The sequence below is a fragment of the Eggerthella timonensis genome (genome assembly GCF_900184265.1).
GTDB classification, from domain to species: Bacteria; Actinomycetota; Coriobacteriia; order Coriobacteriales; family Eggerthellaceae; genus Eggerthella; species Eggerthella timonensis.
Genome location: NZ_FXXA01000002.1, coordinates 2082111 through 2108005, shown reverse-complemented (window position 1 = coordinate 2108005; position 25895 = coordinate 2082111). Strand labels below are relative to the sequence as shown.

Sequence of the window (25895 nt, the reverse complement as noted above, 5' to 3'; positions counted from 1 at the left end):
GCGCGGCTTCACGCGCCGAGCCGCGCGGCCGTCTTCGCCAGCACGTCGCCGATGTCGGCGTCCAAGCACAGCGACCGCGCGGCGATCTCGGGCGGCGCGTACGCCTCGCCCCGGTTCACGCAGACGTACGTCGCCTGGGAGTTGCGCGCGGCCAGACGCCAGAACGGGTACTTGACGATGCCCGGCGTGTTGCCGCCCACGCCCAGCTCCAAAAGCACGATGCGGCCCTCGCCGTGCGCGCGCACGAACGCCTCGTAGCGCCGCGCGGCCGCATGCCACCCCTCGTCCTCGACGAACGTGGCGTCCACCCGCAGGTTCACGGCCATCGGCGCGCCGCAGCGCGGACAGCGCGGGATCAGCTCGGAGGGGATGCGCATGCCGCGCTGCTCCGCCGCCATGCGGCGCACGGCCTCTTCGTTTTCGTAGACGACCTGCGCGCACGGCTTCGAGCATTGGAGCAGCCCGTAGTCGCCCTGCGTGTAGAACAGCCGCGCGCGGTCGATGCCCGCCAGCTGGAACTGGTGGTCGACGTTCGTCGTGAGCACGAAGTGCTCGCGCCCCTCCAGCACGCGCAGAAGATCGACGTAGGGCGCGCCCGCCTCCTGGTCGTAGCGGTTCGCCATGATGTGCCTGCTCCACCAGGCCCAGTACTCCTCCGGCGTGGCGTAGGGGTAGAAGCCGCCCGCGTACATGTCCCGGATGCCGTACGCCGCGTGGAAGTCGGCGAAGAGGCGCATGAAGCGCTCGCCGCCGTACTCGAGCCCCGCCGACGCTGACAGTCCGGCCCCCGCGCCCACGAGCACCGCATCGGCCTCGTCGATCTCCGCGGCGAGCCGCTCCGCCTGCTCGTCGAGCGCCGTCATCGTCGCCGCTCGATCGCATCGTAGGGGCACGTCTCCCGGCACAGCCCGCAGCGCAGGCAATGCTCCTGGACGATGGCGTAGGGCGACCCCTCTTCGATGCAGCGCTCGGGGCACGCGTCGGCGCAGGCGCCGCACTCCTGGCAGCGGTCGGTGATGACGAACCCTTCGACGGCCTCGGGCTGCGCGCCGAGGGCGAACGGCACGCGCACGATGGGCTTGCCGCTCAGGTCGAAGTACTCGCCTTGCGCGTCCTGCAGATAAAACGGCTCCAGCACGTAGCGCGAATCGCCCGGGTACAGCTCGGGCATCGACGGGTTCAGCTCGAAGATGCGGTCGATCAGGCGATGGCGTTCGGCCTCGTCGTCGGGGCGCTCGACGCGACCGCGCAGCCGGCACGTGCGGAAATCCTGCGACTGCCCCACGATAGCCGTGAAGCGCGTGCGCATGATGTCGGCGTAGAACGCCTTGCCGCGCGCGGCCACGAAGTACAGCCGGCCGTCCTCCACCATCATCACGTCGATGACGCGCACTGCCGGCAGGCCCTCCTCGTCCACCGTGGCGAACGCCACGTCGCGCACTTCGCGCAGAAACCGCAGGCAGTACGCCGCGTCGATGTCCTCGATCTCAAGCTTTCCGTCCATGCCCGCCGTCCTCTCGCATCGCGTTCTCGAAGTTGTCGCGCACGCCGGCCAGCACCCGGCGCGCTGTTTCCATGTCCGCCGCGTCGATCCCGCGGCCCTGTACCTCGCTCAGCGCCGCCGACACCGCCTCGAACTCCCCGCGCAGCCCGCGCCCCTTCTCGGTCAGCGACACGATGGTGGCCCGACGGTCCTGCTCCCCCTTCTCGGTGCGCACGTACCCGGCTGCGACGAGCTTCTTCACGAGCGCCGTCACCGTGGACGGATCGCGCCCGATGGCGCGTGCAAGCTCCTGCATGGGCTGCTCGCCGCACGTGAACAGCCGCATGAGGATGTCGCCGTGCGACGGCGCGATGCCGTCGAGGCCGCGCTCCTTCAGCTTGCCCGCGATGAAGCGGTTCGCCTGCCCGAGCGTCTGCGACAGCCGGTTCACCAGATCGTCCATCCGCGCCCCTTCCCTTCACCGTTCTCTTGTTGCACATTATACTTTGATATCAAAGTATAATGTGCGGATGTCGGCAAGCGGTCATCGCACGTCGTCGCACGCCTCGCCGCTCGCCGATTGGGTCGGCGCCGCAACGACGCGAAGAATGGTATAATTGAACCGCTGATCTGCGACGTCATTGCGACGCGACGGAACCGCTTCCTCAAATCACCCATCTATCGGAGGTTGCCATGTACTCGTGCGGAGATACCGTCGTCTACCGTCATCACGTCTGCGAAGTTGCCGCGTTGCGCGAGCGGTACTTCGAGGACAAGGACTATCTCGAGCTGCGCGCGCTGTTCGAGAACTCGCTCAAGCTGTTCATCGCCGTGGACGAGGCGACGTCCGACGCGCTCAGGCCCGTCATGTCGAGGCGCGAGGCGCTCGAGCTCATCGATTCCATCGCCGACGCAGAAGTCATCGACGAGGAAGCGCTCAAGCCGGACGCGCCCACGCCCACGTTGCTCGAGCGGCGCATCAAGGAGGAGTACGACCGCCACCTCAAGACGTTCGCGCCCGAGGACCTGGTCCCCATCATGAAATCCGTCCACGAGCGCACCGTCCGCCGCGTCGATTCGGGACGCCAGATCACCGCCACGGACAAGAAGTACTTCGACCTCGCCGAGGGCCTGCTGTGCGACGAGCTAGCAGTGTCGCTCGACATCCCCCGCGACGACGTGAAGGGCTTCCTCGTCGAGCGCGTGAGGAAGGCGGAGGCGCGCAAGCGCTGAGGGCTGCTATACTGACGGCAACGCCGCAGCGCGCGCCGCGCGCAGACGAACCCAGGAGGCCTGCCATGATCGAGCTGCCCGAAGCCCTCACGCTCGCCCGTCAGATGCGCGAGGCGTACCTCGGACGCGTCATCATCGAAGCCGAGGCGGGCCACACGCCGCACAAGTTCGCATTCTACACGGGCGATCCCGCTACGTACGACGCGCGCCTCGCCGGACGCGCGATCGCAGACGTCAAAGCCACCGGCCCCTACGTCGAGCTCGTCCTGAGCGACGGCATGACGCTGCTGCTGCGCGAAGGCGTGAACGCGCGCCGCCTCGCTCCCGGCGATGCCGTGCCCGCCAAGCGCCAGCTGCTGCTGAGCTTCGACGACGGGTCGAAGCTCGTGTGCACCGCCGCCATGTACGGCATGTTCCTCGTCGCCGACACGGGCGCCGACGACGACGAGTACTACGTCGCCGCCCGCGACGCCGCGCCCGTGCTGTCGGACGCCTTCGACGAGACCGCCTTCCGCGCGCTCGTCGACGCCGCGCCGCCCAGCGCCAGCGTGAAGGCTCTGCTGGCCACCGAGCAGCGCATCCCCGGCATCGGCAACGGCGTGCTGCAGGACATCCTGCTGAACGCCCGCCTCAACCCGAAGCGAAAGACGAGCACGCTCTCCGACGACGAGGTCGCGCGCCTGTTCCGCGCCATGAAGGGCACGCTGGCCGCCATGGTCGATGCGGGCGGCCGCAACGTGGAGAAGGACCTGTACGGCAACCCCGGCGGGTACCGATGCCTGCTGTCGGCGAAAACGTGGAAGGACGGCTGCCCGGTCTGCCATGCCGCCGTCGTGCGCCAGCCCTATCTCGGCGGCAACGTGTACTATTGCCCCGTCTGCCAGCCGATTTCGTAAGGCAGCGACTCTACGGAGCGTTCATTGCGCCGGAGGCTGCGGGCGCGTATCGTGAACGCCATCCGAAAAACCAGGGAGGATCACCATGGACGCCAGAAACACCGGCACGCTCATCCGCGCGCTGCGCGAGGAGCGCGGGCTTACCCAGCGTCAGCTCGCCAACGCGCTCGGCGTCACCGACAAGGCCGTGTCGAAATGGGAGCGCGGCTGCGGCTGCCCCGACATCGAGCTCCTCGGCGGGCTGTCGGCATGCTTGGGAACCCCTGTCGAAACGCTGCTCGACGGCCGCATGGCCGTCGACGCGAGAATGGGAGGAACCATGAAGCGCACGGCATTCCGCGTCTGCCCTGCCTGCGGCAACGTCGTCACCACCACGGGAGACGCCGAGGTGTCCTGCTGCGGCAGGAAGCTCGAGGCGCTCGAGGCGCGCCCGGCCGACGACGCGCATCGGCCGCAGATCGACTATATCGAGGGAGACCTGTACCTCACGTTCGACCACCCTATGGACAAAGGCCATCACCTGGGGTTCGTCGCGGCGATCGGCCACGACCGCATGGCGTGCGAGAAGCTCTATCCGGAGCAGGGGGCCGAGGCGCGCTTGCCGCACCTCGGCGGCGCGAAGCTCTATACGTACTGCACCGCGCACGGCCTCATGTTCCACGAGCTCGGCCCCGCACGGCGCTAACGGCCTTCCAGCTCCCTCGCGCAGGCCACCACGGGTTCGATGGCCGCCCGGTCGGTGCCGTCGAACCCGCCGCGCATGCCTTCGAGCATCTCGGCGGCACGCGGATCGCTCTGGGCCGCTTTCCCCTGCATCTTGAAGAACATCCTCATCGCCAGCTTGTTCGGCATGCTCAGCCGCTCGTAGGCGAACCCGCCGCGCAGGTAGAACCGCGGCAGATCGTCGAACTCGGGCGAGGGGAACGCGCGCGCCATCCCCTCGTCCACCATGTCGGTCCACTCGGGCGGCGTCGCGCCCACCGCGAATGCGACGAACCTGGTTTCCGGATGCGCTGCGCGCTGCCGCTTCAACCACTTCTCGCCCACGAGGGACGCCGCATGGAACCAACCGCCGAACACCACCGCGTCGAACGCGCCCGCGTCGAACCGGGCATCGTCGTCGATCGACACCGCGTCGCAGCCCAGCTCCTCGGCGATCCACTCCGCGTAGCGCTTCGTGAACCCCGTCTGCGACGAATACGCCACCACCATGCTCATACCCGCACCCCTCCCTCGATCGCATGCTCCGCGTAGAAGCGCCGCATATGGTCCCGGACGAGCGGCTCGGCTTCCGCCCACGGCTTCGCCGCCATCATGAGCAGAAACACCGGCCCATAGAACGCCAAAGCGAGCGCGCGCGGGTCGTCTTTCTTGAACTGCCCCTCCTCCATGAGGTGCGCGAACACCGCCGCCTGAATCTCGCGCGGACGGTCCAGGAACACCTCTCGGAACGCGGCCGCGGCGCGGGCGTCGTCGAACTGGCTGATCATGAGGAGGCATCGCAGCTGCGCCATCCGATCGTCCTCGAAGAAGTACCGAAACCCGGCGAGGACGCGCCGCTCCGTCTCCTCGTAGGCGCCGGCATAGCCCGTCGGGTCCTCCGACGGCTCGAACATGACCCCCTCTGCGGCGAACGCCTCGCGCGTGCGCGCCAGCTGGTCCGCGAGAACCGCGTCGAATATGGCCTGCTTCGTGGGGAAATGGTTGTACAACGACGCGTCCTTGATGCCGACCGCCGCCGCGATGTCGCGTACCGACACCGCGTGGAAGCCGCGCTCCGAGAACAGCGCGAAGGCCTCCCGCACGATGCGCTCGCGCGTAGCGGTTCCCCGCGTCCTCCTCGACGACCGATCCGCCATATCTTCGCCCATGCATTCGCCTCCTGGTAAAACTAGCAGTTGCTAGTATATTAACTGGCAATCGCTAGTTTTGCAAGCGGAAAAGCGCAGAAATCTCTTTTGAGGCACGCTGCGCGCCGCGACGTCCTCGGCGCATGCAGGGAGCCTCCCTACTCCTTCAGGAAAGCCTCCAGCATCTCGGCCAAGACCTCGACGTGGGAACGCCGGGCTCGGGTGGCGGTGCCCACGAGCGCCACGGACTCGCAGTCTCCGTAGCGATCGAAGAACTGCGGGATCGCCTCGCGCTCGCGCATGTCCTCGCGATAGGCGTCGGCGTACGCGTCCCAGCCGATGTTGCCGTGGATGTACCGCTCCATCATCGTGGGCGCCGGCGCGAACAGCTTGTCGTGCACGTAGCGCGCGTGCGCGAGCCGCTCCACGAAGAAGGCGAGGTCGTCGCGCTTCGTGAAGCCCGCGAGCTGGTTCGTGTTCTTGAGCCTCGTGTCAACCACGAGGTCGACGTTCCAATCGTCGAGGCGCTTGAAGAACTCCTCGGCCGAAGTCTCGTACGCGCTGATGGTATGAATATGCATGAGCGGATGCTCCTTCGCGGTCGTTTCCTCGAAACGATACCGCGAGCACGGCTTGGCAGGCCCGTCAGACGTTCGCTGTGGACAAAACGAGAAGGATTTGTCAAGAGGACGCCATGCAGCAATTTCCCCGGTCGTCAGGGGTCTTTATCCCCATCTTGGGCCATTTATGCTCAAAAACGCGCCGTTTGCGTTTACAATACAGAAGGCCTATTCAATCGTTCATTGAAACGGAGCGCATTTCTTGGATACGAAAGAAGCGCTGAACTCGTTCGAGCTCGACGCGCGGCTGTTCTACGACGCCGTCGCGTTCAGCACGGACGACTACCTCTACATCATCGATATGCAACGTGACGTAGCGCTCGTCTCCGATAACATGCGCGAAGATTTCGGCCTGCCCGACAGCCTCGTGCCCGGCCTCATCCCGCTTTGGCGCGATCTCATCGTCGAGCGCGACCGAACGCGTTTCGACGAGTCCATCGACGATATGCTGTCCGGCAAGACGAACGTGCACGACGTCGAGTACCAGGTGAAGAACATCCTCGGCGAGAGCATCTGGGTGGTGTGCCGCGGGCTTCTGAAGCGCGACGAGAGCGGAACGCCCACGATGTTCGCGGGCGTGGTCACCTGCCTGGAGCGCAAGGGCAAGATCGACCCCGTCACCGGCCTGTTCACGCACGACGAATGCATCGACCTCGTCGAGCGCCTCATCGGCTGCGAGTCAGAAGGCGGCGTCATGCTGCTGGGGCTCGACGACTTCTCGCGCATCAACTCGCTCAACGGCCACGCGTTCGGCAACACCGTGCTCAGGATGTTCGCCCAATCCACGCAGCGGCTCATCCCCGAAGGCGCCTCCATGTTCCGCTTGGACGGCGACGTGTACGCCATCGTGGTGGACGGCGCCGACCGCAGCGCCATGCGGGAGCTTTACCACGCCATACACGTGGTGGCGAACCGTCCGCACACCGTCGACGACGTCACGTTCTTCTGCATGGTGTCGGCCGGCGTCGCCATGATCGGCCAAGACGCGACCACGGCCCAGGATCTGCTGCGCAACGCCGAGAACGCGCTGGAGGAGAGCAAGCTGCGCGGCAAGAACACCATGACGTTCTTCTCGTCGACGATGACCGCGACGAAGCTCAGGCGCCTCGAGATCAGCGATTACATGCAGACCTCCGTCCTCGACGGCATGAAGAGCTTCGAGCTGTACTACCAGCCGCTCGTCGACGCGGGCACCATGGGCCTCGCGGGCGCCGAGGCGCTGCTGCGCTGGAACTCCGACGAGCACGGCCAGCTCTCCCCCGTCGAGTTCATCCCCGTGCTGGAATCGTACGGCCTCATCGGCCAGGTGGGGCGCTGGGTGCTCGAGCAGTCCTTCGCCCAGTGCAAGCGCTGGACCGAGACGCAGCCCGGGTTCATCATGGACGTGAATATCTCCTACCTGCAGCTGCTCGACGCCGACTTCATCCCGTTCGTAGAGAGGCTCATCGAGCGAACCGGCGTCGATCCGGAATCCATCGTGCTCGAGATGACCGAAAGCTACTTCGTCACCGACATGGATGCGCTGCGCGCCACGTTCGACCGCCTGCGCGCCATCGGCATCCGCATCGCGATGGACGACTTCGGCACCGGGTACTCGTCGCTCGGCCTGCTGTCGCAATCGCCGGCCGACATCGTGAAGATCGACCGGCTGTTCATCAAGAACATCCACGAGGAAACGTTCAACCGCGCGTTCATCGACGCGGTCATCGACCTATGCCACAGCGTGGGCATCAAGGTGACCGTCGAGGGCGTCGAGGAATCCACCGAGCTCGACGCCGTGCGAGCCATCGGCGCCGACAGCATCCAGGGTTTCCTCGTGTCGCGGCCGATTCCGGCGCAACGCTTCGAGGAGCGCTTCCTCACGCCGCAGGCAACGTCCTAGCCTCGGGCTCTCTGTCGCCCTCCTCGTCGTCGCACGGCGCGGCGGGCCCCTGCACGTCCTTCGCCCGCACGTCGTCCATATCGGCGATGCGGTACGAGCTCTTCCCCGTGCGCTTGATGCCGTACAAGGCCTGGTCGGCCGCCCGGTAGAACGCCTCGAACGAATGGGTGGGCCGTCCCACCGCGACGCCGATGCTCACGGTCACGCCGATGCTCGCGGCGGCCATCTCCTCCACGCTCGCAACCACGTCCGCGCAGATGCGCTCGGCGACGCAGGCGCAGGGGATGTCCGGGACGAACGCCGAGAACTCGTCGCCGCCGGCACGGTACACGATGTCGGAGCATCTGAACGAGCGCTCGAGCACGCGCGCGAAGCCCTTGAGCACCGCATCGCCCCGATCATGGCCGAACTCGTCGTTCACCTGCTTGAAATCGTCGAGGTCGAACATGAACAGCGCGGCGCGCGCGCCTTTCCAACGCGGCGAGGCGAGCGCTCGCTCCGCCGATGCGCGGCCTTCGCGCACGTTCCACAGGCCGGTCAACGGGTCGCGCGTGGCCCGGTGCTCGAGCCGGCGGCGCTCCTCCTCGCGCGCAGCCTCGAGCTGCACCCATTCGGTCACGTCGTCGAGCACGCACGCGCAGAAACCGTCCTCGGGACGGTACGTGCGGACGGAGAGGTAGCGCTCGCCGGGAATCCGCGCGGTGAAGCTGCGCTCGAGCCCGTCGCGCGCCGTCGCTTCGAACGCCGTGCGCATCGTCGCGTCCACTTCGGGAAACACGTCGAACAAGGAACGTCCGATCAGGTCTTCGCGCGCATGACCTTCCAACCGCGCCCCCGCCTCGTTCGCGTACACGTACACGATATCGTCGGGCAGCATGCGGAAAACGATATACGCCACGGGCATGTCTTTGAGAAAATCACGTTCTTCGCTCAGGTTCACCACGATATGCAAGGCACCCCTTTACCTTCAACTCGACGATGCGCGAAAGAAGCGCTCGTCGTAGTGTACGATACCTGAGCGCCGCGCTCACCGTGCGTCTGGCAAGGTTCGGGGGTACCCGTGCCACTTCGAGGGGTTTTCCCTAGGATCGCGTGCGCAGGGGCGACCCGAGCCGCGCGAGCTCGCCCGCCACCGTTTCCACGAGCAGCGGCAGGGCGGCGTCCACCTTCGGCGTGAGCCCCACGGTGACCATCGCAGGGGACGGGTTCTCCACCTGCATGCCCAGGCACAGGCCCTCCGCCTCGTATCCCAAGAGCGTCGCGGCGTCGAACAGGTCGACGAGCTTCAGATCGTGCAGCGACGCGTTCGCGCCCGTATGGCGCGCCATGGCGTCGGGCTCGAAGCGGAACACGGTGCCCGGCTCGGCATCGGTGCCGTCCACCGCGTCCACCGTGATGATGACGTCGTACTCTCGTACGCGCTCGATCATGTTGAGCGTGAGGCACCCCAGGTCGAACAGCTCCACGTTGTCGGGGATCTCGTAGCGCTTGAGCAGCTCCTCGTACACGGCCGGGCCCACGCCGTCGTCCAGCATGAGCTTGTTGCCCACGCAGAACACCGCGATGCTGCGCGGCGCGCCCACCTTACGCCCCCACCGTCGGGCGGATGACCAGGTTGTAGTACGTGGCCGCCGCGATCATGGCGAGACCCGCGATCACGCACGCCACGGTCCAGACGCGCTCGCGCTTGAGGTACGCCTCCTTGTCCTGCCCGAGGCCCGCCGCGCGATGGGCCGCGAAGGGCTGGCCGAGGATGGCGAACGCCACCGTGCCCGCGGTGAGCGTGACCAGCACGATGAGCGCGATGGCGATGGCCAGCGGGGTGCGCTCCGTGAACGCCGCGTAGAACGTGTTGTCGGCGAACAGCCAGATGGGGTAGAACAGGATGGCGGCCCACATACCGTGCGCCGGGCCCCAGATGGGAGGCAGGAACAACGCTCCGATGTTGAGCCGGGGAATCCCTTCGAGGAACTTCTCCTCGCGGGCGATCTGTTCGTCGGTCAATTCAGTCACAATTCGATATCCCTTTCGCTCCTTCGTTGATTGTCTGCCATTATAGACGAGTGAGCCCCGCACACGAGGGGGCTTTAGCCGAGCGGAAGGAGACACCATGAAGCTGCTGGCGATCGCAGGGTCGTTGCGCGAGAACAGCTACAACCGGCAACTGGCCGAGGCGGCAGGGGCCGTGATGCGCGAGAAGCACCCCGACGTGGAATACGAGATCCTCGCCTGGAGCGACGTGCCGTTCATGAACCAGGATCGCGAGCATCCCGCCCCCGAGCCGGTCGCGCGCGTCCGTGCGGCCGTGCGCGAGGCCGACGGGGTGTGGCTGTTCAGCCCGGAGTACAACCACGCCATCCCCGGGCCGCTGAAGAACCTCCTGGACTGGCTGTCGCGCCCCGTGAGCGCCACCGAGGCGCAGGTGCTGGGAGAGAAGCCCGTCGCCCTCGCCGGCGCGAGCATCGGCATGAGCGGCGCCGCCCATGCCCAGGAGCAGCTCGTGGGCATGCTGAGCTTCCTCGACGCGCGCGTGATGAACAAGCCGCGCCTCTGCATTCCGCACATCGCAACGCAGGCCGACGAGCAGGGCCGCCTCCAGCTGGCCTCCTCGGCCCCCTACCTCGAAGCGCAGGCCGACGCCTTCGTGCGGTTCGTGGAGCGGGAGACCGCCTGATCGACGCCGCCGGAAAAGACCGCTTCCCCGAAAAGAGAAAGGGCCCGGTTTCCCGGGCCCTTTCATGAGCGCTGAAGCGAGAAGCTTACGCCTTTTCGCCGTGCTTGAGGTCGTCCTCGCCCACGATGGTGTGCCTCTCGGGGTCGTACACCAGGCCGCCGTGCTCTTTCCAGAAGAACATGAGCAGCGTCGGGGAGATGCCCTCGATGTTCGCCAGGTAGATATGGATGAACATGAAGCAGATGAAGACGTACATCATGAAGTAGTGGATGATGCGCATCGACATGAGGCCGCCCACCAGATCGGTGCCCGCCGCGAAGAACGCCCAGTTCATCGTCGGAGCCCACAGGGCGAGGCCCGTGTAGAACATCACGATGATGAGGATCGGGATGGCGAGGTAGCTGATCTTCTGCGGCACGCCGAGCTTGGCGCCCAGCGGGTGATCCTTCTTGAAGAACAGGTAGTAGCGGATCCACGCGCCCAGCTGGTGACGGTTGTCAGCCTGCGGCAGCCACGTCTTGTAGTCCGTGACCTGGTAGCGCGTGCCGCCGTCCGGCGCGGACTTCACGAAGAAGGCCATGATCACGCGGACGATGCAGTTGATGAACAGCACGAAGCCCAGGAACACGTGGACTCCGCGGGCGATGCCCATGAAGCCGCCCCAGAACGGGAAGTGGATGCTGAAGCCCGTGACGATCAGGAGGATCATCGCAACGAGGTTGATCCAGTGCGTGATGACGAAGGGCATCGGATGCGCTTCGCGGTAATGTGCCAAGTGCGCCATGTTACTTCACCCCCCAGGGGCTCGTGACGGTCTCGAAGCTTTTGCCCGTCGCCGGCTCGGTGATGTGCACCGCGCACGCCGTGCAGGGGTCGAAGCTGTGCACCGTGCGCAGCGCGTTGATCGGCTTCTCGATGTCGCCCACCGGGTTGCCGATGAGCGCCTGCTCCATCGGGCCGTGCTCGCCGCTCTCGTTGATCGGAGCGAGGTTCCACGTCGTCGGGATGATGATCTGGTAGCCGTCGATCTTGCCGTCCTTGACGCTCTCGGAGTGGTAGAGCGCGCCGCGCGGGGCCTCCCAGAAGCCCGTGCCTGCACCGGTGATGGTGGCCGGCTCGCGGAAGTACTCGCTGTCGCCGCTCTTGAGCGCCTCGACGAGCTCGGCGACCCAGTCCTTCATGAGGCCGGCGATGTAGAGCGTCTCGATCTGGCGGACGGCGGTGCGGCCGAGCGTCGACTGCGCGACGCCGATCTGGCCGGGAGCGCCGAGCGCCTCGAGGAGGCCGTCGACCTGCTCGACGACGAACGGCACGTTGCGCTTGTACGCGGCCAGGATGCGGGAGAGTCCGCCGGCCTCGTAGGGCTTGCCGTCGTACGCGGGGCACTTGACCCACGTGTAGCGGTCCTCGACGTTGTACTCGGTGTACTCCGGCTCGGTGACGAAGTACGGCGACGCGTACGTGGCGTCGCCCTTGTACCAGGAGCGGCCCATGTACTCGGTGATGAGGTCTTCCTGCACGTCGGACAGGTTGAGCTTGTCGTCGATGACGCCCATCGGCAGGTAGCGGTTCGCCATCTGCTCGGTGTAGCTGGCGTAGTCGCCCTGGCCTTCGAACACGCCCCAGGCGACGTAGCGGCCGCAGCCCTTGCCCCAGTTGAGAGCGTCGATGTAGTACGGCGCGATGGCGAGGGTGTCGGGGATCATGGTCGATTCGACCCAGGTGTAGATCTCGTCGACGAGGCCCTTGAGGTCGTCGAGCTTCTGGTCGGTGGGCACGAAGGCCGTGCCGCCCGGGACCAGCGTCATGACGTGGGGCATCTTGCCGCCGATGATGGCGGAGATCTGCGAGGCCTTGGCCTGCATGGTGAGGGCCTCGAGGTAGTGCGCCGTGCAGATGAGGTCGAGCTCGGGCGGCAGCTGGTAAGCCGTGCCCTCCTCGGCGTCGAACCAGTTGCCGGAGAAGATGGACAGCTGGCCGTTGTCGGCGAAGTTCGCCAGGCGCTCCTTGAGCGCGACGAAGTCGCTGTTCATGGACGTGCCGGCAGCCTGAGCGAGGTCGTAGGCATCCGCCGGATCGGCCTTGAGGGCGTTCAGCGGGTTCACGTAATCGAGGGCAGCCAGGTTGTAGAACCACAGGATGTGGCTGTGCAGGAACTGCGCGCCCTCGAGCAGGTTGCGGATGATGCGCGCGTTGTTCGAGATCTTGATGCCGTAGGCTTTCTCAGCCGCGATGGCGGACGAGTGGGCGTGGGACACCGGGCATACGCCGCAGATGCGCTGCACGATCTGGGCAGCGTCCTCGGGCGTGCGGTTCTCGACGACCATTTCCATGCCGCGGAAGCAACCGCCGGACACCCAGGCGTCGGAGACCTTGCCGTTGGTCACTTCCATCTCGACGCGGAGATGGCCTTCGATACGGGTGATCGGGTCGATGACTGAACGGGTCATAGGGGCTTACCTCCCTTCTTTTTTGTCGTCGTTTTTAAGGTCGGCTTCGTCGTACTTGCCGATGGACTTGTCGGGATGCTTCGCGTCCCAGCCGCGCACCTTCTCGAAGTCCGCGCCGCCGTCCATGCGGCCGGTCATCTTCATGCCGAAGCCGTGCACCACGAGGGCCGCAGCCAGCAGGCCGGTGATGCCGAGGGCGATCGTGCCGGGCTGGACCATCCAGTCGCCGATGCGCAGGTCGCGATGGCGCTTGTAGAACGGGGTGTTGACCTCGACCCAGTTGTGGCCGGGATCGTTCGGGTTGGCCTCGCAGCAACCGATGCAGGGAGCGCCGGACTGCACGCACCAGCTGCGACGGTTGTTCCACAGCACCACGCCGCAGTTCGACTTCGTCTGCGGGCCGCGGCAGCCGAGCGGGTACAGGCAGTAGCCCTTGGCCTCTTCCTCGGAGCCGAACTTGTAGACGAACTCGCCGTTCTCGAAATGGCCGCGACGCTCGCAGTTGTCATGGATCGTCTGGTCGAAGATGCCGGCAGGCTTGTTCTCGCCGTTGAGCGCGGGAAGCTTCTCGAGCAAGATGACGTCCGCCAGGACCGCCACGAGCCACTCGGGGTTGGCCGGGCAGCCGGGGACGTTCACGACCGGCGTGTCGATGCCGGCCTTCTTGAGGAACGCCTGCACGCCGAGCGCGCCCGCCTGGTTGGGGTTGGCGCCCATCCATCCGCCGTTCACTGCGCAGGAGCCCAACGCGACGACGGCGTTGGCTTTCTCGGCAGCCTCGATCAGATGCTCCGTACCGGGCTTGTCGGCCACGCGCAGCGCCTGGCCGCCCCAGCCTTCCAGCACGGCACCCTCGTACACGAGGATGTAGTTGCCGGCCTCGATCGTCTGCTCCTTGGCCTCCTCCATCGACCAGCCGGCAGCCGCCGACAGGGTCTCGGAGTAGTTGAGCGAGATCATGTCCAGCACGATTGAAGCCGCATCCGGCGTCTCAACCTGGGCAAACGACTCGGTACAACCCGTGCACGACGCGCCTTCGATCCAGATAACCGGATACAGCTTGCCCTTCGTTGCGCCAATCACGGACTTCTCGAGGGCCTGCGCCACGCGCGGGGCAGCGAGCTCGGACAATCCGGCCGCGACCGCAACGGCGCCGCAAAGTTTCATGAAACTGCGGCGGCTTACGCCACGCGCGGAAAGCATGTTCTGAAACTCTGAAACTGTGGCCTCTGTTTCCATGTGCACACCTCCTCAGGTGCTCTCGTCTTCCAATGCTTGCTGAATGTGTATTTTCCACGACTCCAGAAATAAAACGCACAGCGAGGGCGCGAGCGCAACGTTTGACCCGCAAGTGGCGCAAAAATGTTACGGTTTGACATCTACGTAACATGAGTTATACACTTGATTAGCTGGTTTATGCATTTTCATGCAAGAGGACCCCTTTTTCGCCCCTCTCTATGCAGACCGCTCATCCGTGAGAACTCCCGTTGGTTTCTCGTTCACCGCCGTTCATCTTGTCGTGAAGACGGGTATGATAGCACAAGCACGGATAATCGAGAACCCCGATAGAAGGATTGGACCCATGGCTTCAACCGAACCCGTATTCGCCTACCTCGGCCCTGCCGGCACCTACACCGACGAAGCCGCGCGCGCGTTCGCGGCACGGCTCGGCATCGACGACCCGAATCTGCTCGAGTGCGCCTCGTTCGACGAGGTGTTCGACTGCGTCGACCGCGGCAAGTGCGAGTTCGGCGTGGTGGCGAAGGAGAACTCCCTCGAAGGGTCAGTCACGGCCACGCTCGACAACTTCTCGTTCAAGAGCTCGGCCACGATCCTCGGCGAGGAGGTCATCGACATCCACCATTGCCTCGTCATGCACCCGGACGCGAAGATCGAGGACATAGCCACGGTGGCGTCGCACGCCCAGGGGCTCGCGCAGTGCCGCCGCTTCCTGAGCGAGCGCCTGCCGGGCCGCTCCACCATCACCACGTCGTCGACCGCCGACAGCGCGCGGCTGGTCATGGAGAACCCGCACATCGCGGGCATCGCCAACGCGTTCGCGGCCGAACTGTACGGTGCGCGCGTGGAGGAGCGCGAGATCGAGGACCACTTCGGCAACCAGACGTCGTTCGCGCTCATCGGCCGCCAGGGGCATCCCCCCGTGTTCACCGGCGACCGCTACAAGACGTCGCTCGCGCTGTTCTTGCAGGTCGACCGTGCCGGCACCCTCAACATGATCCTATCCGAGTTCGCCTACGCCGGCATCAACCTGTCGATGATCCAGTCGCGCCCGACGAAGCAGGCGCTCGGCGACTACATGTTCTTCATCGAGTTCAAGGAGAACGCGAACGATCTGGCCGTGCAGACGGCGCTCAACTGCCTGAGGCTGAAGCTGCGCGAGGTGAAGGTGCTCGGCAGCTACCCGATCGACTAGCATTCGATTCAACCTGTCCGGTTGCGGAGAGAGGAGGTGCCCAGTCGCTCGGACAGTCCTCGCTTCGCTGCGGAACTCGCTTGGTGGGCGCCCCCTCTCTCCGCAACCTCGACATCGCGCGGGTTGATCGGGCGGCGCTTCGCTAGCCCGGGTTCAACCCGGGAGAGCGTGCGGAATCGCTAGAGCGCCAGGATTCCCAGGTGCTCGAGGAGGATCTTGAGGCCGATGAGGATGAGCACGATGCCGCCGGCGATGGTGGCCGGCTTCTCGTAGCGGGCGCCGAAGCGATGGCCCACCGCCACGCCTACGATGGACAGGACGAACGTCGTCGCACCGATGAGGCCCACGGACATGACGATGTCCACGCGCAAGAACGCGAACGTGATGCCCACGGCTAGGGCGTCGATGCTCGTGGCGATCGCCATCATCGTGAGCTCGCGCATATCGAGCTTGCCGTCGGCCGGGCATGCCGCGCCCTCGTCGTCCTCGTGGAAGGCGTCCCACAGCATCTTTCCGCCGATGATGGCCAGCAGCACGAAGGCGATCCAATGGTCGACCGGTGTGATGAACCGCTCGAACTGCGTGCCCAACGCCCAGCCGACGAGCGGCATGAGCCCCTGGAAGCCGCCGAAGAACAACGCGATGACCGCAGCCTGGCGCAGGTTGAGCCGCTTCATGCACAGCCCCTTGCACACCGACACGGCGAACGCGTCCATCGACAAACCCACCGCTATCAAGAACAGCTCTACGAATCCCATGGGCATTCCTCTCGTCCGTCGGCGCCCCCCCCTGGCCGCCCCCGCTTCGTCCGCGGGCATAAAAATACCGACGCGTACGCGCCGGCTGCATAGCGGTGCGACGGGTACGCCACACCGCGAGTCTTGTCGTTTAAGGTTGCGCCAGCTTCGCTTGGAAGCAGTATGTTGACGCAGCCACGCCTTCCGGCGTCGACTACTCCCCCACGGGATTCGGATATTTTAGCATAGGTTTTCGCTGCGCGCGCGAGTTTGCGGAGAAAGCCCGTCGACGGCAACCGGAAGATTCCGCAGAGCACTGTGCAGGTTCCGCCCGATCGATTATTCACCCCGAGCGCTGTGGGAGACCCGCCGAATTCGAGCGCAAATCGGTGCCCACGACAACCCAAGACCTCACCGCATCGGCACCCGCTGCCGAGCCGCAACGAACGCTCCGGGGAAGCCGATCGCAACGCTTCTGGCAGAGATCGCACGATATGAACGATTCTACAGGCAGAAGAGAAATCGCGACCTGGGGTTTCTTTCCAGCGCTCCTAAAACTAGACCGAAAAATCGTTCATATCGTGCGATCTCTGCCAAAACCTACGAAGCCTTCCCGACAAGCGCGCCCAGGTACACGGCGGCCGCGCAGTAGAAGGAATGGCGGGACTCGGCGGCGACGGCGCGCGCGAAGGCCGGCATCCAGGTTCGGGCGTGGCCCTCGAGGAAGGAGGCGTAGGCGGCCTGCGCGGAGCCGCCGGGGAGGCCTGCGGCCCCGGGCGCGCCCGCCGGCGCCTCGGCCCCGGCGGCCACGGAGGCCAGCCAGGACAGCAGCTCGCACTCGGCGGCCACGTGGTCGAGCGGCTCGTTGGTACCCTCAGGCCGCCCCAGGCCGCAGGCGCTGGCGAAGCGCTCGACTTCCATGGCGCGGGGGCTCACGAACAGGAGCGCCCGCGCCCCGTCGGCCCCCGCGGCCCAGACGCCCTCGTAGGGCGAGCAGGCCGGCTCGGGCGCGCCGACGAACAGGCGCGTGGCCTCGGGGCGCAGGCCGCCTGCGGGCGCGCCCGCGCCGAAGCCCTCCGGCAGCGCGAGGCCGAGCGCCGCCGCGACCTCGCGCGCGGCCTCGGCCCACTCGCCGGACGCGACGGCGCCCTCGAGCTCCGCGCCCGGGTAGCGGAACGAGAGCGCCGCGAGCTCCCAGGCGGCGGCGCGCACCCGCCAGACGGCCTCATTCATGCGAGCCCCCTTTCCGGAACGCCCTCGCGACCCACCTCCAGTGCGCGGCCACGTGCACGAGCAGCAGCGCGAGCAGCGCCTTCGCGGCGACCGCGTGCAGCGTGTCCCAGAAGTAGTACCCGTCCGCGTACAGCCCGAACGCCGCCAGGACCGAGCCCGACACCATGAGGCCCGACACCGCCGCCGTCATGAGCGCCACGACGATGAGCGCGTCCAGCACGAGGTTGCCCGTGCGCGTCCAGGAGGGGTGCGCGAACGACCCGCGCACGGCCTCGACAACCCAGTCGACGTGCGTCGCGACGTGCGCGAGGAACGCGACCAGCACGCCCAGGCCCAGCCACTCGTGCACGCCGACGCCCGTGAGAGCCGGGTTCGCCGCGGCCAGGTAGGCGACCAGCGCCGCGACGTCGATCGACAGATTGCGCCCGTCCATCCCCTACCCCTTCCGCACGATCAGCACGAGCCCGACGACGAGGGCCGCCGGCGCGAGAATCCACAGGTTCAAGCTCGCGTCGGACGCCTGGCGGTAGCGGGTCGTCAGGGCGTCCCACGCGTGGCACTCGACGGAGGCGCATCCCGCCTTAGGGCACGCCATCTCGCGGACGCCGTCGGGCTCGGGCACGTCGTCGAAGCCGTGGCACGACCCCGACGCGCATCCCGCCGCCGGGCAGGGGGAGTCGGGGCCGATGGGCTCGGGCAGCCCCACCGACGTGTCCGCCACGGCCCCGCCGGCGAACACGCACGCCCCGACGAGCAGGAAGGCCGCGAGGGCGACGAGGATCTTTCTCATCATGCAGCACCCCTCCAATCGAAGGGGGCGCACGCGCCCCCTTCCGCGCGGTTGTCTAGCGCGCGTCTTCCGCAGGCTTCAGCGGCAGGTACTTGAGGCCCAGCAGCAGGAGCAGCGCGCCCAGGCCGATGACGCCGAGCACGATGCCGAACTCCATCGGCGTCGGCCAGTACACCATGCCCTGGTAGGCGCCGGCCATGCCGGCCGTCCAGTCGGTGACGGTGTACGAGGACACCGGCGCCGCGTAATCGAGGTTCGGGATCTGGAAGCCGCCCACGAGCAGCTGCACGCGCTTGCAGAAGATGCCGGCGATGGCCAGCAGGGACGCGGCCACGATCAGCGGGTTGGTGCGCAGCCTCGGCACGAAGCACACCGCGGCGCACAGGATGCAGCCGACGACCTCGGTCCAGAAGAACGGGGCGAGCGCGCCCGCCGTGAGCATGGCGACGACCTCGGCGCCCGAGCCGCCCGGGAAGGCGGAGGTCAGGAGGTCGCAGCCGAAGAAGTACAGGTCGACGAGCACGAACGCGCCGAGCATCTTGACGAGCTTGACCACGTGCGTCTGGTCGAGCTCCAGGTAGCCGGCCTTGCGCAGGCCGATGACGACCACCAGCACGAGCGCCGTGCCGCACACGAGCGCGCTCGACACGAACCATGGGGCCAGAAGCGCCGTGTGCCAGAGCTCGTGGGCCTGCTGCAGCCCGAAGATCCAGGCGGTCACCGAGTGCACGAGCACGGCCGTGACCAGCGCGACGACCGAGATCACGCGCAGCGCGGCCGACGACACCTTCCCCGCCTCGGCGCGAAGCGTCGCCCACAGGTACGCGACGGACAGCACGAGGTAGGTGCCCAGCACGAGGATGTCCCACATCAGCGGAGAGCCCAGGTTCGAGTACGCGAACAGCTCCCACAGACGGGCCGGCTGGCCGAGATCGACCACCACGAACCCGATGGCGAGCACCGTGCAGCAGATACTCGTCCACACGGCCACCTTGCTGATGCCGCCGAAGCCCTTCATGCCGAAGGCGCGCGGCACGCTCGAGATGATGAGGCCGCCGGCCGACAGGCCCACGAGGAACATGAACATCGTGATGTAGAGCCCCCACGAGTCGAGGTTGCGCATGCCGGTCTGCACGAGGCCGCCGGAGAGCTGGACGCCCCACAGGGCGACGCCCGCGACGGTCAGGACCGCCGCGGCCGCGATGGCGGCGTTCAGCCCCCTCCCCCCGAACCGGGCAGCAGGAGCCTTGGCGGGCGATGCCGCCGATACGTTCTCAGACATTGTCGTTCTCCTTATCTCCCTAGACGAGGTAGTAGACGGAGGGGCGGGTGCCCTTTTCGGGGAGGAGCTGCATAACTTCGCGTTCCCGAATCAAGCGCGACACTTCGGAGTCGGGGTCGTTGAAGTCCCCGAAGAAGCGCGCGTATGCGGGGCACCCGTCGACGCACAGCGGGTTCTCCCCCTTCGCGATGCGGTGATAGCACATCGTGCATTTCTCGACCACGTGCTTCTGATGCACGGGAACGTCCGCAGCGCCCATCGCATGATCGACCGAGTACTTCGGCTCCTCCCAGTTGAACGAGCGCACGCCGGTGTACGGGCACGCCGACATGCACATGCGGCAGCCTATGCACTTGTCGTAGTCCTGACGAACCGCACCGGTCTCCTCGTCCTGATACGTGGCGCCGACCGGGCACACTTTCACGCAAGCCGGATTGTCGCAGTGCTGGCAGGCCACCGTGACGAACGTCCGCGAAGCGGCTTTGTACGACCCCTTGAACGAGCCGATGCTCTCCCCGCCGTCGGTGAGCACGCGGTTCCACCACAAGCCGTCGGGTACGTTGTTCTCGCTCTTGCACGCGACGGCGCACGTATGGCATCCGACGCAGCGCTTCGTGTCGACCACGAAGCCAAGTCTTTGCGTAGTCATTATTCGCTCCCTCCATCCCACTTGCGCACTTCAACGCACGTATCGCCGAACGACGAGTTCACCGCGAAAGGATCCATATGCAACGAGCAGAGCGACGCGAGGTCTCCCGACTTGTACTGACGCCCTTGCAGGCCCTTCGGGTACTGCAGCATGCCGGGACGCTTGCCCGCGTCGAGCACGACCCGCGCCACGCCGTGGCCGCGATCGTTGTACACTTCCACATCGTCGCCGTCCTCGATGCCCCTCGCCTTCGCGTCGTCGGGATTCATGCGCACGATGGGGCCGCGCTCGATCTCGTTCAGCCACACGCCGTCGAACCCGCCCGTGTGGAAGCGGCCGCGCGAGTGCTCCGGGATGAGGATGAGGGGATACTTCTCCATCGCCTCCGTTCCCGGCCACGCCTCGTAAGGCGGGAAGAAGCGTGGCAGACGCTCGGGGGCGACGTCCAAATCGAGGCCGAGGTCGACGCGCGGGAGGGGCTTTTCGCAGTAGAACTCGACCTTGCCCGTCGGCGTGTAGTACTTCCCGTCCGCGTATCCCACGCCCGCGGGGATGTAGCGCATGTCCTTCTTCTCGCGCAGCGCGTCGAGCGTGATGCCCTGCGCCTTGAGCGCCGGGAAGTCCAGCTGCTCGCGCAGCCACGACTCGTCGTCGCCGTCGAAGTACTCGCCGATCCCCAGTCCTTCTGCAAGCAGCTTCGCAACCTGCAAGTCGGGCTTGGCCTCGAACGCCGGCTCGACGATCTTCGGACCGTGCTGGACGTGGTAGGACAGCGTCGCGCCGTACACGTCTTCGACCTCGTAATAGTGCGCCGCCGGAAGGACGATGTCGGAGTACAGCGCCGAGTCGGTGAACGCCACGTCGAGGCAGACGATGAACTCCATCTTGTCGATGATCTCGGCGATGATCTTGTTCTTGTCGGGCCTGCCGCCGACGAACGCCGACCCCCTGATGTAGAGGGACTTGAACGGCGGATAGTCCTTGCCCTTGAATGTGCCCGTCTCCATCACCTCGGGAAGATGCAGCACCGGGATGGTGGTGGTGAACGTGCCGGTCGGGAACAGGAAGCTCGCGTTTCGCATGCCCATGAACGCGGTGGCCTGCACGCCTGCACCGGGCTTGCCCACCATGCCGGTCACCGCCAGCAGCAAGCCGAGGCCCGAGCCGAACTGCAAGCCGTTGTCGTACGCCTGCGAGCCGAGGCCGAACATATGGGAGACGGGGCCGTCCACCGCCAAGCGCGCAAGGCGGCGAATGTCGTCGGCGGGCATGTCGACGATGTCGGCAACGTCCTCCGGCTTGTACTCCTGCACGCTTTCGACCATGAGGCTGTACGCGGTTTTCACCTTGAAGCCCCCGACGGTCCACGAGCCTTCGAGCTCGGGATCGGCGCATTCTGCCGACGACATCTCCTTGCCCGACGCCGCGTCCCACACCACCGGCGGGTCGATCATCGTCGGTTTCTTGGTCGTCGGATTCACCGGGCCTTCGGTGGGCTCCACGCCCAGGTCGCTCATGCGCAGGTACTCTTTCGTATCGTCGCGCACGAGGAACGGGCCCACCGTGTCGCGCTTCAGATAGGCGGTGTCCTGCAGGCCTTCCGCGACGATCTCCTGCACCATCGAGAGCATGAGGGCCGGGTCCGATCCCGGGCGCAGCGTGTACCACTCGTCGGCATGCGCCGAGACGGTCGTCTCGTTGGGATCGATGGAGATGATCCTCGCACCTTGCTCCTGCGCCTCCATCAGGTAGCGCCAGCGCTGCGTGTAGGTTTCAGAGAGATTGTTTCCCCACATGAACACCGTCTTTGCGTTGAAGATGTCCTCTTCGAACGGCTCGTTGCCGGGTGCCGTCATGATGCCCGTCGCGGGATTGCCGTACACCCGCTGCAGCCCGTGGTAGACGGCCCAGTCCGCGCACATCTCCACGTTCGTGAATTGCAGGATGTTCTCCAGGCGGCTTGCGCCGGAAACGGTGAAGCGCGCGCCCGACGAGCCCGTGCTCACGAGTATGGACTGGCCGCCGTACTGCTCGATGTAGCCCTTCCATTTTTCCGTGATGGTGGCGATGGCCTCGTCCCAGGAGATGCGCTCCCACTGGTTCTCGCCGCGCTCGCCGACGCGCTTCATGGGATACTTGATGCGCTCTTGCGAGTACATGCGCTGCGGAAGCGAGTACCCCTTGAGACAGGGCCTTCTTCCGAACAGGGCGTCGGGGTCGGGCGACACCTTCACCGCTCGACCGTCGCGCACCGTCACGTTGTAGTTGCATGAGAAGCAGCCGCCGAAATAGCATCGGCCCGGCATGACCTTCTCTCCGGAACCCCCGTCCGCCGTCCCCGGCTCCGCGGCCAACGCATGCATTGCAGGAGTTGCGCCGCCCGCCAGCGCCGTGGCGCCCGCAACAAGACCGGTGGTCTTGAGAAAGCTTCTGCGGGTGAGTCCGCCGTGCGGGTCATTCGTTCCTGACATTTCTCCTCCTCCAAAGATCGTGTCAGGATATCCCCCTCGATCGTCGGCTGGAAGGCGGTGCAGCTGATGCCTCCCGCGCGCAATCCTACAGGATATCCCCCATCGTGCTCCTGAAAAGAATTGGCCAAATCCTTGTGCCTGTCATGTTATCATATTGTAATAGTTCAATGCAATTAGTATCGTTGTTCTATCTGAGGGATAATCGACGCGCAGCGATGCGAGCCTGAAAGCTGGGAAGGCGCCCGACAAGCGAGCGCCTTCCCATGGCAAGCGGCGTCAAGGGCCGCTGATGGAGTAGAACGGGGACCTTCGGCTCCGGCGCTACGCGCCAGCGCTCAAGACGACAAGGGCGTAGAGCGCAGCGGCCTGCGCTCAGAATGACGAAAGGATGAGACATTAACCCCGTCCCTTTGTCTCACTCCCCTTTGAACAGCTTGCTCACGTCGAAGCCGTCGGCCAGGCTGCTGGGCGCGAGCAGGACGCCCTTGCCGTCTTTGGCGCCCTCGTAGGCCAGGTTCATCGCGCGAAGCTGCATGGCCTTGGGGTTCTTGTCGTACACCTCGGCTGCCTCGACGAACATCTCGGAGATGTCCTTCTCCACCTCGGCCAGGATGACGCGCGCGTTGCGCTCGCGCTCGGCCTGGGCCTCCTTCGACAGCGCGTCCTGCAGCTCGCGCGGCACCATGATGTCGCGGATCTCCACGCTCATCACCGTGATCCCCCACTGCTCGCACTTCGCCCCCATGATCTCCTGCAGCTCGCGGTCGATCTGCTTGCGGCGCAGCGACAGGTCGGCCAGGTTGAGCTGTCCGATGGCGTCGCGCATGGCCGTCTGCGCCGACCACAGCACCGCCTTCGGGTAGTTCTCCACCTCCAGGCACGCCTTCTCGGCGTCCCACACCATCCAGAAGAGGATGGCGTCCACGTCCACCGGCACGAGGTCGGCCGTCAGCGCCGCCTCGGCAGAGAACGACGAGGTCATCACGCGATGATCGATGTGGATTGCCGTGTACTCGATGAACGGGACGAGCGCGTAGAGCCCTGGACCCGCCACGCGGTTGAAGCGGCCGAAGCGCAGCACCGCCACGCGCTCCCATTGCGGCGCGATGCGGATGCAGCACGCGCACAGCAAGCCCGCGATCACGGCCGCGACCACCGTGCCCGCCGAAAGCCACGGCAACGTCGCCGCGAACACGACGCCGAAGCCGAGCGCGAACACGACGAGCGAGAACAGGTACACCCCCGCGCGCGTCGCCTCGTTCGGCTCGAGCTCGGTGGACGCCACCGAGCGGCGCTCGTCGTCCTTGGATTTCGACGTCTTGACCTTGTCGCTTCTCAGGCTGAATTTCATTGCCTACCCTTCCAACGCTTCGAGCCGCCTCTCCACGAGCCCGACGATTTCCGCTCGCGGCACGCCGAGCTCGCGGCACTGCTGGATGAACACGTCCGCCAAGGATTCGACGGCGTTGTCGGCCGTCTCCTCGACGCTTTTGTACTTGTCGTGGACGAAGGTTCCGCGCCCCCGCTTCGACACGATGTAGCCGTCCCGCTCGATATCCTGGTACACCTTGCTCACCGTGTTGTAGTTGATCCCCAGATCGACCGCCATCTCGCGCACGGTGGGAAGCTTGTCGCCCGTCTGGTAATGACCTGAGGTGATCAGGTATATCAGACGGTTGCGCAGCTGCAGCCAGATGGGGATGCCGCTGTCGTCGTCGATGGTGATCTGTATGGTTTTGCTCTCAGTCGTCACGCTATCCTGCAATCATGTCGTCCAACTCGTACCTGTCCTGCCGACTCATCATATCGCACTGAGCGCGAGGGGCGAGAAGCTCGCTGCGGCAACGATGCAATACCTCAGAAGAAGTCCACCGACCAGCACGCCGACCGACGCCCCCACCATGGTCGCGCGCCCAGGCAGCAGGCACCCCGCCGCATGCGCGGCAAGCGGCAGGGCGAGGCCGACCGCGACCACGCCGCCCCAGAACGCTGGGGCGAGCGCTCCGCCCACCAGCAACTCGCACGACGCACGCGCCGTCTCCGTGAACCCGCTCTGCGCGATGAGGAACGCCGCGAGCACCGCCGCCTCGACGCAGCCGAGCACCGCGCCCGTCCGCCACAGCTCCCGTGACACCTCGTACGACGACGGAGCGAGGACCGCGTCGATCGCCACGATGACGGCGATGCCGCACGACAGCGACGAGGCCACGAACAGCGCGATCAGCCACGGCGTACGCCAAAAGTCGATCGATACCATGTCGGACAGCAGCAGCCCCGTGTAGCCCATCACGCCGAGCGCGCAGGGAGCCCCGACGATGCAGCACGCCCAAAGCAGCGTCCGCGGAACCGAGCTCGAGGCCAAACCGCACGCCGCCGCTACGCCCGACACCGCGGCGAGCAGCGCGACGAGCCACGCGCCCATCGACAGCACCGACTGCAACGGCGTGAGGAGCACGAGCCACGCGCGCTGGGCGTTCCCGAGGTCGAGCAGCAGGAGCAACGCCGCGAGCACCACGAGGCAGGGCGCGACGTAGAAGCCCACTTGGCAGGTGCGCAGCGTCCGCTCGCTCGCATCGCTTCGGCGCACGGCGTCCCATACGCACGCGCACGCCGCCGCGAAGAACGCGCCGGCACCCGTTCCCGCCAGGAACAGGTACGCCACGATGTACCAGCCGAATACCACGTGCTCCCCCTGCCGAACCCTCATGCGCCCGGCCGAACCGCAGCGCGCTTTTCGTCAGTATATCATAGGATATTAGTTCAAGTAGACAAAGGGAGGAGTACACGGATCGGAAGGGCGGCCGCAGCGTGCTCGGGTGGCGTGCGGATTGGAAAGGCGACCGTAACGCGCTCGGAAGGAACACGGACTGGAAAGGCGGCCGCAGCGCGCTCGGGTGGCGTGCGGACCGGAAAGGCGCAGCACGCTCGGATGGCGTGCGGATCGAACGCGGCCAGAGCGGGCGAAAGCGCCGGATGCAAAGCGATCCCTCGCCGTTCCGGCGCTTCTCCATGAGCATGGTAGAGGATCCCGGCCCTGATCGAACCCGCTGCAAGCCCGAGCTCGGTCAAATTGGCAGGAATTTACGGTTTGGGCACGGAAAAGCTCAGCGCCGAAAACCGCGACCAGGCATTTCTCCAATTTGGGACGCTATCCAGGACTTGCCGAACCCGTTTCTGCGCCCAAACCGTCAATTTCTGCCACATTCTGCCA

28 protein-coding genes are annotated in these 25895 nt (G+C 66.0%); 6 read left to right on the top strand and 22 right to left on the bottom strand.

Features of this window, described 5'->3' with window-relative positions; genetic code table 11:
• Nucleotides 1-8: 8 nt before the first annotated feature.
• Genes C1A15_RS08690 through C1A15_RS08680 form a run of 3 tightly spaced genes read right to left on the bottom strand, consistent with a single transcriptional unit; the run spans nucleotide 9 to nucleotide 1946 of the window.
• Nucleotides 9-863 carry an SIR2 family NAD-dependent protein deacylase gene (locus C1A15_RS08690; RefSeq protein ID WP_101722195.1) on the bottom strand — a complete coding sequence of 285 codons (855 nt, stop codon included), beginning with the start codon at nucleotides 861-863 and terminating at the stop codon, nucleotides 9-11.
• Nucleotides 860-1504, bottom strand: coding sequence for a 4Fe-4S binding protein (locus C1A15_RS08685; protein ID WP_101722194.1), 645 nt, complete (start codon nucleotides 1502-1504; stop codon nucleotides 860-862). The genes C1A15_RS08690 and C1A15_RS08685 overlap by 4 nt, the downstream gene beginning before the upstream one ends.
• Entirely contained in the window at nucleotides 1488-1946 is a 459-nt protein-coding gene (locus tag C1A15_RS08680) for a MarR family winged helix-turn-helix transcriptional regulator (protein WP_101722193.1), read from the bottom strand. Before C1A15_RS08680 ends, C1A15_RS08685 begins: the two co-directional genes overlap by 17 nt.
• 230 nt (nucleotides 1947-2176) lie before the next feature.
• Here C1A15_RS08680 and C1A15_RS08675 point away from each other — a divergent pair, with 230 nt between their 5' ends.
• From C1A15_RS08675 to C1A15_RS08665, 3 genes are all read left to right on the top strand, one after another.
• Nucleotides 2177-2716 (top strand): CarD family transcriptional regulator, encoded by a 540-nt coding sequence (locus tag C1A15_RS08675; RefSeq protein ID WP_101722192.1) that lies wholly within the window; start codon nucleotides 2177-2179, stop codon nucleotides 2714-2716.
• Nucleotides 2717-2781: 65 nt separating this feature from the next.
• The gene (locus tag C1A15_RS08670; protein ID WP_101722191.1) at nucleotides 2782-3612 is read left to right on the top strand and encodes a DNA-formamidopyrimidine glycosylase family protein; all 831 of its coding nucleotides are present in this window, start codon (nucleotides 2782-2784) and stop codon (nucleotides 3610-3612) included.
• An 85-nt stretch (nucleotides 3613-3697) separates the two neighbouring features.
• Nucleotides 3698-4297: a helix-turn-helix domain-containing protein gene (locus C1A15_RS08665; protein ID WP_101722190.1), complete on the top strand. Its 600-nt coding sequence runs from the start codon at nucleotides 3698-3700 to the stop codon at nucleotides 4295-4297.
• Here the strand turns inward: C1A15_RS08665 and C1A15_RS08660 are convergent.
• From C1A15_RS08660 to C1A15_RS08650, 3 genes are all read right to left on the bottom strand, one after another.
• Nucleotides 4294-4830, bottom strand: coding sequence for a flavodoxin domain-containing protein (locus C1A15_RS08660; protein ID WP_101722189.1), 537 nt, complete (start codon nucleotides 4828-4830; stop codon nucleotides 4294-4296). The genes C1A15_RS08665 and C1A15_RS08660 overlap by 4 nt on opposite strands.
• Complete coding sequence (locus C1A15_RS08655; RefSeq protein ID WP_245864980.1) at nucleotides 4827-5483, bottom strand: TetR/AcrR family transcriptional regulator; 657 nt, start codon at nucleotides 5481-5483, stop codon at nucleotides 4827-4829. Before C1A15_RS08655 ends, C1A15_RS08660 begins: the two co-directional genes overlap by 4 nt.
• Nucleotides 5484-5620: 137 nt before the next feature.
• Nucleotides 5621-6043, bottom strand: a complete 423-nt coding sequence (locus C1A15_RS08650; protein WP_101722188.1) for a DUF488 domain-containing protein — start codon at nucleotides 6041-6043, stop codon at nucleotides 5621-5623.
• Nucleotides 6044-6284: 241 nt separating this feature from the next.
• Between C1A15_RS08650 and C1A15_RS08645 the strand changes: the two genes are divergently transcribed.
• Nucleotides 6285-7964 (top strand): putative bifunctional diguanylate cyclase/phosphodiesterase, encoded by a 1680-nt coding sequence (locus tag C1A15_RS08645; protein ID WP_101722187.1) that lies wholly within the window; start codon nucleotides 6285-6287, stop codon nucleotides 7962-7964.
• On the opposite strand, the gene C1A15_RS08640 is transcribed toward C1A15_RS08645, so the two are convergent.
• The 3 genes from C1A15_RS08640 to C1A15_RS08630 form a co-directional block, all read right to left on the bottom strand.
• Nucleotides 7942-8862, bottom strand: coding sequence for a GGDEF domain-containing protein (locus C1A15_RS08640; RefSeq protein ID WP_180953044.1), 921 nt, complete (start codon nucleotides 8860-8862; stop codon nucleotides 7942-7944). The two genes, C1A15_RS08645 and C1A15_RS08640, sit on opposite strands and share 23 nt — an antisense overlap.
• Nucleotides 8863-9046: 184 nt before the next feature.
• The gene (locus C1A15_RS08635; protein WP_101722185.1) at nucleotides 9047-9547 is read right to left on the bottom strand and encodes a hydrogenase maturation protease; all 501 of its coding nucleotides are present in this window, start codon (nucleotides 9545-9547) and stop codon (nucleotides 9047-9049) included.
• 1 nt (nucleotide 9548) lies between these two features.
• Nucleotides 9549-9977, bottom strand: coding sequence for a viscotoxin-A3 (locus tag C1A15_RS08630; RefSeq protein WP_101722184.1), 429 nt, complete (start codon nucleotides 9975-9977; stop codon nucleotides 9549-9551).
• A gap of 97 nt (nucleotides 9978-10074) precedes the next feature.
• Here C1A15_RS08630 and C1A15_RS08625 point away from each other — a divergent pair, with 97 nt between their 5' ends.
• Nucleotides 10075-10638, top strand: coding sequence for an NADPH-dependent FMN reductase (locus tag C1A15_RS08625; RefSeq protein ID WP_101722183.1), 564 nt, complete (start codon nucleotides 10075-10077; stop codon nucleotides 10636-10638).
• An 85-nt stretch (nucleotides 10639-10723) separates the two neighbouring features.
• On the opposite strand, the gene C1A15_RS08620 is transcribed toward C1A15_RS08625, so the two are convergent.
• The 3 genes from C1A15_RS08620 to C1A15_RS08610 are packed head-to-tail and all read right to left on the bottom strand — an operon-like array spanning nucleotide 10724 to nucleotide 14327.
• Nucleotides 10724-11422, bottom strand: a complete 699-nt coding sequence (locus C1A15_RS08620; RefSeq protein WP_101722182.1) for a cytochrome b/b6 domain-containing protein — start codon at nucleotides 11420-11422, stop codon at nucleotides 10724-10726.
• Nucleotide 11423: 1 nt separating this feature from the next.
• Nucleotides 11424-13088, bottom strand: a complete 1665-nt coding sequence (locus C1A15_RS08615; protein ID WP_101722181.1) for a nickel-dependent hydrogenase large subunit — start codon at nucleotides 13086-13088, stop codon at nucleotides 11424-11426.
• 6 nt (nucleotides 13089-13094) lie between these two features.
• Complete coding sequence (locus C1A15_RS08610) at nucleotides 13095-14327, bottom strand: hydrogenase small subunit (RefSeq protein ID WP_101722180.1); 1233 nt, start codon at nucleotides 14325-14327, stop codon at nucleotides 13095-13097.
• A gap of 343 nt (nucleotides 14328-14670) precedes the next feature.
• Between C1A15_RS08610 and pheA the strand changes: the two genes are divergently transcribed.
• Nucleotides 14671-15522: a prephenate dehydratase gene (pheA, locus tag C1A15_RS08605; RefSeq protein ID WP_101722179.1), complete on the top strand. Its 852-nt coding sequence runs from the start codon at nucleotides 14671-14673 to the stop codon at nucleotides 15520-15522.
• 179 nt (nucleotides 15523-15701) lie between these two features.
• On the opposite strand, the gene C1A15_RS08600 is transcribed toward pheA, so the two are convergent.
• The 10 genes from C1A15_RS08600 to nrfD (C1A15_RS08555) all read right to left on the bottom strand — a co-directional run bounded on the left by C1A15_RS08600 (nucleotide 15702) and on the right by nrfD (C1A15_RS08555) (nucleotide 25391).
• Complete coding sequence (locus C1A15_RS08600; RefSeq protein ID WP_101722178.1) at nucleotides 15702-16280, bottom strand: manganese efflux pump MntP; 579 nt, start codon at nucleotides 16278-16280, stop codon at nucleotides 15702-15704.
• 579 nt (nucleotides 16281-16859) lie between these two features.
• Nucleotides 16860-17492, bottom strand: a complete 633-nt coding sequence (locus C1A15_RS08595; protein WP_101722177.1) for a TorD/DmsD family molecular chaperone — start codon at nucleotides 17490-17492, stop codon at nucleotides 16860-16862.
• A complete protein-coding gene (locus C1A15_RS08590; RefSeq protein ID WP_101722176.1) occupies nucleotides 17485-17925 on the bottom strand; it encodes a DUF4405 domain-containing protein in 441 nt (146 codons plus the stop codon). The genes C1A15_RS08595 and C1A15_RS08590 overlap by 8 nt, the downstream gene beginning before the upstream one ends.
• 3 nt (nucleotides 17926-17928) lie before the next feature.
• On the bottom strand, nucleotides 17929-18285 hold the full coding sequence (locus C1A15_RS08585; protein WP_101722175.1) for a hypothetical protein: 357 nt from the start codon (nucleotides 18283-18285) through the stop codon (nucleotides 17929-17931).
• Nucleotides 18286-18337: 52 nt separating this feature from the next.
• Complete coding sequence (gene nrfD, locus C1A15_RS08580) at nucleotides 18338-19564, bottom strand: NrfD/PsrC family molybdoenzyme membrane anchor subunit (protein ID WP_101722174.1); 1227 nt, start codon at nucleotides 19562-19564, stop codon at nucleotides 18338-18340.
• A gap of 19 nt (nucleotides 19565-19583) precedes the next feature.
• Nucleotides 19584-20213, bottom strand: coding sequence for a 4Fe-4S dicluster domain-containing protein (locus C1A15_RS08575; RefSeq protein WP_101722173.1), 630 nt, complete (start codon nucleotides 20211-20213; stop codon nucleotides 19584-19586).
• Nucleotides 20213-22684 (bottom strand): molybdopterin-containing oxidoreductase family protein, encoded by a 2472-nt coding sequence (locus C1A15_RS08570; protein ID WP_101722172.1) that lies wholly within the window; start codon nucleotides 22682-22684, stop codon nucleotides 20213-20215. The genes C1A15_RS08575 and C1A15_RS08570 overlap by 1 nt, the downstream gene beginning before the upstream one ends.
• 415 nt (nucleotides 22685-23099) lie before the next feature.
• Nucleotides 23100-24035, bottom strand: coding sequence for a slipin family protein (locus C1A15_RS08565; protein ID WP_101722171.1), 936 nt, complete (start codon nucleotides 24033-24035; stop codon nucleotides 23100-23102).
• Between the two features lie 3 nt (nucleotides 24036-24038).
• Nucleotides 24039-24437 carry a GntR family transcriptional regulator gene (locus C1A15_RS08560; protein ID WP_245864979.1) on the bottom strand — a complete coding sequence of 133 codons (399 nt, stop codon included), beginning with the start codon at nucleotides 24435-24437 and terminating at the stop codon, nucleotides 24039-24041.
• A gap of 48 nt (nucleotides 24438-24485) precedes the next feature.
• Complete coding sequence (gene nrfD, locus C1A15_RS08555) at nucleotides 24486-25391, bottom strand: NrfD/PsrC family molybdoenzyme membrane anchor subunit (protein ID WP_101722170.1); 906 nt, start codon at nucleotides 25389-25391, stop codon at nucleotides 24486-24488.
• Nucleotides 25392-25895 lie beyond the last annotated feature (504 nt).